Genomic DNA, 10,099 nt, shown 5'->3' on the forward strand with positions numbered 1-10,099 from the left:
TATTTCATCAGGAACGAGGGATCAGTATGTCGCTTGATACCCAGGATTCACTGTCGCCAGCTCTCGCCGCGCCGTCCGCGCCACGCAGCCTGTGGCGCGAGGGCGGCTTTATGAAATTGTGGATTGGGCAGACGATTTCGATGGCCGGTTCGGCGGTGACAGACCTGGCCTTGCCGCTGACAGCGATTCTGCTGCTGCACGCCAGCCCATTGCAGTTAGGGCTGCTGCTGGCGGTTAATTCGGCGGCGGCGGCGGTGTTTGGCCTGTTTGCGGGGGCGTGGAGTGACCGTGTGCGCCGCCGCCCGCTGATGGTGCTGGCCGATGTGGGGCGGGCGCTGCTGATGGGCGCTGTTCCGGTGGCGGCGGTCCTGGGCGCGCTGCGCATCGAGGAGCTTTATGTGGTGGCGGCGGGCGTTGGCGCGCTCGACAGCCTTTTCGCGGCGGCGTACCAGGGCTTTTTGCCGTCGCTCGTTCGCCGCGATCAGTTGGTGTCGGCCAACAGCCGCTTCGAAGGGAGCCGGGTGCTGGCGCAGGTGCTTGGGCCAGGCTTAAGCGGCGCGCTGGTGCAATTGCTGACGGCCCCCTTTGCGCTGCTGGTGGACGCGCTCTCTTTCCTGTTTTCGGGAGGCTGCATCTGGTTCATTCGTGACCCGCAATCTGCGCCAGCGAAAGTGTCAGAGCGCGTCGGCCTCTGGCGTCAGATTGGCGAAGGGCTGCGCTTTATGCTGGCGCATCCGCTGGTGCGATCTCTGCTCTTGACGGTGGTTATCTTCAACCTGTTCAACCCGCTGCTCAATGCTCAGTCGGTGTTGTTCGCCACGCGAGAACTGGGCCTCAGCCCACTGCTGCTGGGCCTGGGAATTGTCGCGGCGGGCGCGTGTGGCGTGCTGGCGTCTATGGCGACGAGCGCGATCACGTCCCGCCTGGGTATGGGGTGGACGATGACGGTTGCAACCGGGATGATCTGCGGCGGCTGGCTGCTGGTTCCGTTCGTGCATGGCGTTGTGCCGGTGGCCTTTGCGCTGTTCGCGTTGGGGGCGTCGGTGGGAACGATGGGGGATGTCCTCTTCAATATCAACGCGGCCACCTTGCGACAGATCGTGGTACCGGATCGGCTGCGGGGGCGGGTCAGCGCGAGTATGATGGTGGTGAGGCTGGGTGTTCAGCCGCTGGGGGCGCTGGCGGGCGGTGTGCTGGGCGAGCAGATCGGCCTGCGCCCTACCCTGCTGATCGCGGCGCTGGGGTTTGGCCTGGGGTTTCTCTCGATGTTCTTCTTGCCGCTGCGCCGTGTGCGCCAGCCTGATGCCGCGCAGGCGGAGTAACGCCCTGCCCTGCGCAGGCGGTTGAAACAGGGCCTCTTGCCTCTCTCGCTGCTTCCTGCTATAATCGGCCAAACCGCCTCAACCATACGGGAATACTGAAGGAGGAAGGGCTGATGAACGAATTTATCCTTCCAATTATTACGATAGCTTTGAGCGGCCTGATTACCATTGGCGGCGCGGTCTTTAATTACAATCTCACGCAGCGATCCAAGCGGCTGGACGAGCAGCGCCAGCGCCAGGCGGAAGCGGAGCGGCTGGCGGCGCGCTACGCCAAGCCGTTGTTGCAGGCGGCCTATGAACTGGAGGGTCGGCTGGAGGCTATTCTGGATGAAAAGCGGAATGGCCGTCTGTGGCTCTGGCCCAACTGGCAGCCCGACCCAACGAACGCCGAGCTTCCCCCGCTCACGTTCGATTATTATCTGAAAAGTTCGCTCTATCTGATCGGCCAGTTTTTCGCCTGGATTGATATTATGAAGAAAGAAGAGATTTTCCTGCCGCTGAGCGACAAGGCGATCAACCAGGAGTTCCAGACGCTGCTGGACAATTGCATCAAGGCGTTTTCAGATTCGCGGGTCGCCTCTGGCGTTGCCATCTTTCGCCAGCAGCAGCGCGCTATCGGTGAGCAGATGTCGGAGGAATCGGCGAAAGACAGGACGCTGCACTGCGCCAGCTACTCCACCTTTGTGGACAAATACGAGCAGGATGAACGCTTTCGCCGCTGGTTTGAGCCTGCCGAAAGTCTGATCTTACAGATTGAGCGCGAAGGTGATCCGCGCATGAAGCGGCTCCAGGCGATCACTCTCCAGTTGAAGCACTTCAAGCATTTTATCAATACCAAAATGGGCATTCAGATTGCTGAGCAGCGCCTGCCGACCAGTGCTATGGAGGCCCAGGCCAGCAGCTAGCCGTGTGAAGATGTCTCTGGCGGGGGTCAAGTCGCGGGCTGACCAGCAATCGTCGGCATGGCAGCAGCGGGGGCGTCCGGCGCGCGCCCCCGGATGAGCGCGGCAATGGCAACGGCGGTAGCAACCGCCATCAGCGCCAGAATCACGAGCCAGGTGAGGGTGGTATTGCTCGCCAGCAAGCCCTCGTCTTCTGCGAAAAGCTGCGGGTCAGCCGCCCTGGCCGCGATGCCATAGACAAGCGTTGCCGCAAACATGACGATCATTGCCAGGGTCGTGATGATCGCTGGAATGCGGGCGAAGCGAAAGAGCTTTTCGCTGATCTGGCTGCGGATGACGACAATGCAGACCGCCGCTGCGCTGGCGATGGCCGCCAATCCGAACAACCCGAAAAACAGCCCACCAACGAGGATACGCTGGAGGATCGGCCTCGACAAGAAGTCGCCAGGGGTGAGCCATAACAAGAGCGCACCAGAGCCAATCCAGACGGCCAGGGAGAGAGGCGGAACGGCAAAGAGGGCCAGTAAGCGCCAGCGTTTCGCAGCGATGGCCGAGCGCGCCACTGCAACGGCGAGGGGCAGGCCGCCCACCAGGACCGCCAGCAGCGCGGCGAATGCGCCAGCATAGAGCGCCCAGTAGGAAACGGCAACGCTAGTGGTGCTGTCGAGCAGGTCGGTGAAGTCGTCGTATTCGACCATTTTGCCAAAGGCCAGCCCGGCGACGACAAAGCCGATGTAGGCGCAAAAGACGATCACTGCCGTCGTGCGTAATCTGTTCATAAGCGGAAACATCCTCCCGGTAACGGATTCAAGATGCAGGTGCGCGTCAACGGCCCCCAGGCAGACATCCCAAAGCGTCCAGAGCGAGAAGGGGCAGGCTTCCAGCAGCGCCAGAAACTCTTCCCCGTAGCGGGCGCGCCACGCCTGCGGGTAGAGGTACAGCAGCCAGTGTTTGCGATGTTTCATAGCGCGGCCAACCTCCGCAGCCCTAGATGGGCTACCTGTTCCAGACTGGTGAGTTGTTCGCGCAGCGCGGCAGCGCCAGCCGCCGTCAGGCGATAGGGGCGGCGGCGATCTTCGGCGGGCAGGGCTGCAATCCAGCCGCGCTGCTCCAGGCGAGCCAGCGCGCCGTAGAGGGTGCCTGGCCCCAGCCGGACCAGGGCGAAGGCTTCGATGTCCTCCATCATGGCGTACCCATGCCTGGGGCCACCCGCCAGGCTTGCCATGATGAGCAGCGATGGGTCGGAGAAATGGCCGAGATCGAGCAAATCCTCAGTCATCAGCGGCTCCTCTTACGCTATTACGTGAGACGATATATCATCTGACGTAATAGTACTTGATGAAGCAGTGTGTTGTCAAGGGGGGTATTCCAAACTCTCGATTGAACGCTGCTTGTAGCGCCGCCTGGAAGGCGGCCAACGATGCGCCGCCAGGGACGGCGGCGGTACACGCGGCGATACTTCAGCCGAAGTTGATATGATACGCGCTGGGGATGAACACGGCAGCCGCTGCGCGGGAGATTACCAGCAGCGGCTGCTACTTGTTCCCTGAGTGGGTTGGGTTTCGCAGCATGTGGATCGCGTTATTCTGAGGCTGCCCTGAGCCGTAGCCCGCTTTTCAGGCTGCCCAGCGGCTTGCCAAAGAGGCGCTGGGGTTCGGCAATGATGGTTGGCATGTTGCCCTCAAGCGCGTGGCCGATGGCGATGCAGGCCAGACCGGCGCCGCTGAGGGCCAGTGAGAGTCTCCAACGCCTTCCCAACAAGGCGACTGGCGCGGCCACCAGGCAGGCGCAGGCTGCTACGTGCGTGGCGCGGTTGAGTGGGCTGCGGTGGCGGCTCAGATACCAGCGCGTCCACTCGCCCCAGCTTTCGTCGGAGCCTTGCGCCAGCGGCTCTAAGCCATCTATCGCCACTGGTGGCATTTTATCTGGCCGCCGCAGCATTTCAGGGACTTTCCCAGGAACCTTCATCGGTCCCTCCATTCGAGTAAGAATAGGCAGGCAGCGATACAATGCTGCCTTTTCTGCTGCCCTGCTTTTATCATACCACATACTGTCCATAGCTCTGCAACATGCTGACTTCTGGCGGTTCCACCACCTATCGGGGGGGCGCTACTTGTAGCGCCGCCATCCCTTCGGGAAGGGCCGCTTGTAGCGCCGCCTTCCAGGCGGCTGGACGCTGGCCTGCCGAGACGTGGGACTTCAGAGTGCAACGCTCGCGCTGGCGCAGCGTTGGCCGCCAGGATGGCGGCGTTACAAGTAACAGGTCTCGCTTGCCACCACCTCATTTTGGTGGAACCACTTTTGGCTATCGGGTGGGGAGGTCGTGGTACAATGGCGCCAGTCGCGTCTTTCACCTGGAATGAAGAATGCAGGCATCGCGTGGCGCTGCTCAAGCAGCTTGATTCCACCATTATATTGTGAAGGAGACCTATCCCCATGCCCGATCCCATCACGCAGGAGCAAATCGATCAGCATATCGTTGAGCATCTGGACGACTCCCTGCACGATCTTTCGGTGCTTTGTCGCCAGCCCAGCGTCGCTGCTCAGAACTATGGCATCCGCGAATGCGCCGAGTTAGTTGGCACGTTGTTGGAGGCGCGCGGCTTTTCGGTGCAAATCCTGCCCAGCGGGGGCGCGCCTGTCGTTGTCGCTGATGCCCCTGGGCGCAGCAAAAAGACGATGCTGCTCTATAACCACTACGATGTGCAGCCTGCCGAGCCGCTGGACCTGTGGACAACGCCGCCTTTTGAGCCAGATGTCCGCGACGGCAAGTTTTTTGCGCGCGGGGCAGGCGACGACAAAGGGCATATCATCTGTCGCCTGGCCGCGCTGGATGCCTTAAAGGCTGTGCAGGGCGAATATCCCTGCCATATCAAGTTCATTATCGAGGGTGAAGAGGAGATTGGCAGCGTTCACCTGCCCAGCTTTATCGAGCAAAATCAAGACATTCTGAAGGGCGACGCCTGCCTGTGGGAGTTCGGCGGCGTTGATTATGAAGAACGTCCGGGCCTCTACCTGGGCATGCGCGGCATCTGCTATGTGGAACTGCGTGTCAAGACGGCCAAACTGGACGCGCATTCTGGCCTGGCGGGCAGCATCTTCCCCAACGCCGCCTGGCGCTTGATCTGGGCGCTGAATACCCTCAAGGACCAGGATGAGCGTATCCTGATTCCGGGGTTCTATGACGCGGTGCTGCCGCCCAGCGAGCGCGATCTGGCGCTTTTGGCCGGGCTGCCTTCGGAAGAGGAGGAGTTGAAACACACCTATGGGATCGGCGGCTTTCTCAAGGGGCTGGCTGGTGTGGAACTGCGGCGCGAGGCAGTGTTTGTGCCGACCTGCACTATCTGCGGGGTCACGACCGGCTATCAAGGGCCAGGCTCCAAGACGGTGCTTCCGGCGGAAGCCTCGGCCAAGGTTGATTTCCGCCTGGTCCCCAATCAAGACCCGGCAGATATTGTCGCCAAACTGCGCAAGCATCTGGACGAGCAGGGTTTCAGCGATGTGGATGTGCATCAGCATGGTGGCACGAAGCCCGCGCGCGTGAACCCCGACGATCCCTTTATCGCTATCTGCGCGCAGGCGGCGGAAGAGGTCTATGGCAAGGCGGAGACCATTGCGCCGATGATCGGTGGCTCCGGCCCGATGTACCCGTTTGTGCATGTCCTCAACGTGCCGATTGGCGCGGCGGGGATCGGCTACCCCGGCGGGCGCGCCCACGCGCCAGACGAAAACTTCCGGCTGGATGATTTCGTCAGAGGCGCGCAGCACACGGCGCGCATTCTGACGCGCTTCAGCGAGTAGGGTTCTACCAACTATCGGGGGTTGCCACTTGTAGCGCCGCCTTCCAGGCGGCCAACGTTGGCCTGCTGGTCCGCTGGCCTGGAGGGCGCACGCTCGCCAGGGCGCAGCGGTGGCCGCCTGGAAGGGACGCGCGAGCGACCACCGGGAGCGAGGACCTCTCGCTCGACGAGGCACAGCCGAGGCAAGCGGCCCTTCCCGAAGGGAGGCGGCGCTACAAGTGACCCCCGATAATTGGTGGAACCGCGAGTAGTTTACGCTTGCCCCTGGCTGGTTCTTATGGCACAATAGCATTGTCTGATGAAAAACAAAACGATTGGGCCATTACCAGCCAGGGGCAGGCGCTATGGAAGCATCCTTTACCGATACGTCGCCAGAAGCAGAGCAAGTGCAGATTGCTTTGTTACGCAAGGCTTCGGACACCAAACACTTCCAGGTGGTCTCCGATCTGAGCCAGATGGCTCTGCAACTTTCCTGGCGAGGGCTGCAACGCCTCCACCCGGACGCCAGCGAACAGGAAATACGGCTGCGTTCGGTGGCGCTGAACTATGGGCAGGCGCTTGCAGATTGCCTGGCAGCGATGTTGGAGGAGCGGCCTATCATGAGCATCCCACCTACGATTTTAGCCGCCATTATGCCGGTTATTGATGCCTTTGAGCAGCTTGGGGTCGCTTATTACATTGGCGGCTCTGTCGCCAGTTCCATCTATGGCATGCCGCGATCAACGCTGGATGTAGACCTCATCGCTGATCTGCGCCAGGAGCAGGTACAGCCGCTGGTAGCGCGGCTTCAGGATGCGTATTATCTTGATGAGGAGGCCATGCGCAAAGCGATTCAACGGCGCTCCTCCTGTAACCTCATCCACCTGGCAACGATGCTGAAAGTGGATGTTTTCGTGGCGCGAGCGCGTCCCTTTGATCGGGAAGCGTTCCAGCGCATCCAGCAGAGCCGGGCAAGCGAAGCCGAGCCTGATCGTATGCTTGCGTTATCCTCGGCGGAGCATATGGTGCTTGCCAAGTTGGAATGGTATCGCATGGGCAACGAAATCTCTGAGCGCCAGTGGAATGACGTGCTGGGCATTCTGAAGGTGCAGGGGGTAGCCCTGGATACAGCCTATCTGCGCCGCTGGGCTGCTGATCTGCGCCTGGCCGACCTGCTGGAGCGCGCGCTCACCGAAGCAAATCTGGCCGGGTGAGAACCGCGCGCTGGCAGAGGACACAAGGACTGGACCAGCATTCAACGCTGGGCCAGTCCTTCTTTTCGTTAAAATAATATTAGTATTGACTTTATCAATTTATCATGTTATAAAATTAAGCAAAGACTCATGGATATTGAATGTCGGGCAAAGCGCAGCTTGCCAGGCATCTCCAGACGATCACACATGGGGCGTTTGCCCAGAAAGAGACAGACGATGCAAAAAGTAACCGCTACCGAATCTCAGGGCTTTACAGTAACGGAGCCTCCCAAGATTATTATTCGGAACCCCGTCGGCGCGGTAGATGTTATCGCGGGCGAGGTTGATCAGGTCACGGTTCAGGCCACGAAGAAGGCGCGTAATTCTTCCTACGAGGCGGCTGAGCGTGATCTGGAAGAGATTACGGTGAGCATGGAGCAAAACGGCAATACGGTGACGGTTCAGGTCGATCTGGGCCAGGCGTTTCCGTCCTGGTCGCAGCGTTCGGTGCGCCTGCTGGTGACTGTGCCGGAACGGGCCGATCTTGATGCCGATGTGAAGGTGGGCAAGCTGCACATTTATGGTTTGACGGGGAAGGTGCTGGCCCAGGTTGCCACCGGACAGGCGGAACTTCGCCGCGTGACGCTGGCGGATGAGTCGCGTCTGCTGGCGCATACCGGGCAGGTGGACCTGGATGGGGCGTTGGTCGCGGGCGCTTCGCTGGATGTGCGCGTGCATGTTGGCAGCGCAGACCTGCGATTGCCTGCTGCGACCTACGCGCATCTGGATGCCAGCACGCATATCGGCCAGATTGACGTGTCGGGCTGGCCGGTGTCGGTCTGGCGGCGCAATCTGGGCGCGCGGGCCTCTGGCGATATGAGTACCGAGCCGACGGGCGCGCTCAATGTCCAGGCGGATGTGGGCAGTGTGAGCCTGGCGGCTTCCTCATGAGTATGTGCTATACTGGTGGTTCTGAACACGAGCGAACGCCCTCGCCAGCACGGAGGCGTAGCCCAGAGTGCTGAGGCATAGCCGAGGCAAGCGGCTGCCGCGTGTACCGCCGCCGTCCCTGGCGGCGCAACGCTGGCCTAAGCGAACCTTGCCCTCAAATGAGCAGCATTTGTGGTAGCGCAGCGTGCGCCAGCACGGAGGCTGGCGGTACACGCGGGCGTCTGCCTGTAGGATGTTTCATGGCTACCAGCAGCCGTGATCTGAAATGTAATCAGGGAAGGCAGGCAGTGTATGCTGACGAGCAGTGACGAGACGGCAGCTATCGTAGAGGCGTCCCCCAAAAAACCTGGATCGCTGTGGCGCAACCGCGATTATTTGCTGCTCTGGAGCGGGCAGACGGTTTCGAGCTTTGGGACGCAAATCTCTGGCTTCGCCTTCCCGCTGCTGGTGCTGTTTCTGACCGGCTCGCCTGGGCAGGCGGGCCTGGTTGGCGCGGCGCGCTCGGTTCCGTACATCTTTTTGAGTCTGCCGGTGGGCGCGCTGATTGATCGCTGGGACCGCAAGCGCGTGATGATTCTGTGTGACGCCGGGCGCGCGCTCATCCTGGGGAGCATTCCGCTGGCCTACGCCATCTGGGGGACAGCGCCAATCTGGCAGCTTTATCTGGCGGCGCTGACGGAGGGTACGCTTTTCGTCCTCTTTAATATTGCCGAAGTGGCCTGCCTGCCGCGCGTGGTCCCCCAGGAGCAGTTGCCGGCTGCCGTTGGGCAGAATCAGGCGTCGGAGATCACCGCTGTGCTGGCTGGCTCACCGCTGGGCGGCGCGCTCTATGCGGCGAGCCAGTTGCTCCCGTTTCTGGCCGATGCCATCTCCTACGCGGCCTCGGTGGTCTCGCTCTTTTTTATTCGGACGGCGTTTCAAGGCGAGCGCACCGCCGAGCGGCGTCGGCTGCGCGTGGAGATCGGCGCGGGATTGCGCTGGCTCTGGAATCAGCCGCTCATCCGCTTTATGGCGTTTCTGACCGGCGGCCTCAACTTTACGAACGGTGTGACACTGGTGGTCATTATCATCGCGCAGCGCCAGGGCGTCTCCGCGCCGGTCATTGGCTTGATCTTCGCTGTCGGCGCGATTGGCGGCGTCCTTGGCTCTATGGCCGGGCCATTCTTCCAGAAGCGGTTCAGCTTTGGCGCGGTGATCATCGCTACCGTCTGGATTCAGGCGGTGGCCTGGCTGTTCTACGTGTTTCAGCCCCAGGTCTTGCTGCTGGGCGTGATCCTGGCGGTCATCTGGGTCACGGGGCCGGTGTATAACGTGGTGCAGTTCAGCTATCGGATCGCCCTGATTCCTGATGAGTTGCAGGGGCGAGTGAACAGCGTCTTCCGCCTGCTGGCGTTTGGCTTTCAGCCGCTGGGCCTGGCGCTGACAGGCTTGCTGCTTCAATGGGCCGATGTTGTGCCGACTGTGCTGATCTTTGGCGCGTGCCTGATTGGCCTGGCTCTCGCCACGACGCTCAATCCCCATGTGCGCCACGCGCGCCCGCTGGAGGAAGTGAAGGCGGAGTAGTTCCACCAGCTATCGGGGGTTGCCACTTGTAGCGCCGCCATCCTGGCGGCTCAACGCTGGCCTGTCGGTACGTGGCGCTGGAGAGCAAACGCTCGCCCTGGCGTAGCGTTGGCCGCCAAGATGGCGGCGCTACAAGTGGCTCCGGCCAGCGCGAACGCTCGCCAGGGCGCAGCGGTGGCCGCCTGGAAGGCGGCGCTACAAGTACCATGCCTCGCTTGCCAACACCTCATTTTTGCTAGAACTAGGCGGAGTAATACCAAATCCTGTTAAATAGCAGTGCTATCATGCGAGTTGCGGCCACCAATGGAAGGCGGTGAGGCCACAGATACGCTCAGGGTTTGCCTGAAGCGTCAAGCAGCGGCTGGCTTGGGTCTCGTGCAGGTCGTCCA

General features: G+C 61.4%; 10 protein-coding genes. 7 read left to right on the forward strand and 3 right to left on the reverse strand.

Going from position 1 to position 10,099, the window contains the following annotated elements; all coding sequences use genetic code 11:
* Positions 1–26: 26 nt before the first annotated feature.
* Together VH599_10330 and VH599_10335 are read left to right on the forward strand one after the other, a co-directional pair.
* Complete coding sequence (locus VH599_10330) at positions 27–1,322, forward strand: MFS transporter (protein HEY7348700.1); 1,296 nt, start codon at positions 27–29, stop codon at positions 1,320–1,322.
* Between the two features lie 113 nt (positions 1,323–1,435).
* The gene (locus tag VH599_10335; GenBank protein ID HEY7348701.1) at positions 1,436–2,227 is read left to right on the forward strand and encodes a hypothetical protein; all 792 of its coding nucleotides are present in this window, start codon (positions 1,436–1,438) and stop codon (positions 2,225–2,227) included.
* A 26-nt stretch (positions 2,228–2,253) separates the two neighbouring features.
* On the opposite strand, the gene VH599_10340 is transcribed toward VH599_10335, so the two are convergent.
* The 3 genes from VH599_10340 to VH599_10350 all read right to left on the reverse strand — a co-directional run bounded on the left by VH599_10340 (position 2,254) and on the right by VH599_10350 (position 4,192).
* Positions 2,254–3,189 (reverse strand): hypothetical protein, encoded by a 936-nt coding sequence (locus tag VH599_10340; protein HEY7348702.1) that lies wholly within the window; start codon positions 3,187–3,189, stop codon positions 2,254–2,256.
* Positions 3,186–3,503: a helix-turn-helix transcriptional regulator gene (locus tag VH599_10345; GenBank protein HEY7348703.1), complete on the reverse strand. Its 318-nt coding sequence runs from the start codon at positions 3,501–3,503 to the stop codon at positions 3,186–3,188. The genes VH599_10340 and VH599_10345 overlap by 4 nt, the downstream gene beginning before the upstream one ends.
* A gap of 302 nt (positions 3,504–3,805) precedes the next feature.
* On the reverse strand, positions 3,806–4,192 hold the full coding sequence (locus VH599_10350; protein ID HEY7348704.1) for an Mpo1-like protein: 387 nt from the start codon (positions 4,190–4,192) through the stop codon (positions 3,806–3,808).
* Positions 4,193–4,293: 101 nt separating this feature from the next.
* On the opposite strand from VH599_10350, the gene VH599_10355 reads away from it, so the two are divergent.
* The 5 genes from VH599_10355 (at position 4,294) to VH599_10375 (ending at position 9,710) form a co-directional block, all read left to right on the forward strand.
* Complete coding sequence (locus VH599_10355; protein ID HEY7348705.1) at positions 4,294–4,587, forward strand: hypothetical protein; 294 nt, start codon at positions 4,294–4,296, stop codon at positions 4,585–4,587.
* A 73-nt stretch (positions 4,588–4,660) separates the two neighbouring features.
* On the forward strand, positions 4,661–6,025 hold the full coding sequence (locus tag VH599_10360; protein HEY7348706.1) for a M20/M25/M40 family metallo-hydrolase: 1,365 nt from the start codon (positions 4,661–4,663) through the stop codon (positions 6,023–6,025).
* Positions 6,026–6,368: 343 nt separating this feature from the next.
* Positions 6,369–7,217, forward strand: coding sequence for a hypothetical protein (locus tag VH599_10365; protein HEY7348707.1), 849 nt, complete (start codon positions 6,369–6,371; stop codon positions 7,215–7,217).
* Positions 7,218–7,433: 216 nt separating this feature from the next.
* The gene (locus VH599_10370) at positions 7,434–8,147 is read left to right on the forward strand and encodes a hypothetical protein (protein HEY7348708.1); all 714 of its coding nucleotides are present in this window, start codon (positions 7,434–7,436) and stop codon (positions 8,145–8,147) included.
* A gap of 291 nt (positions 8,148–8,438) precedes the next feature.
* A complete protein-coding gene (locus tag VH599_10375; protein HEY7348709.1) occupies positions 8,439–9,710 on the forward strand; it encodes an MFS transporter in 1,272 nt (423 codons plus the stop codon).
* Positions 9,711–10,099: the final 389 nt, after the last annotated feature.

The sequence above is a fragment of the Ktedonobacterales bacterium genome (genome assembly GCA_036557285.1).
GTDB lineage: Bacteria > Chloroflexota > Ktedonobacteria > Ktedonobacterales > DATBGS01 > DATBHW01.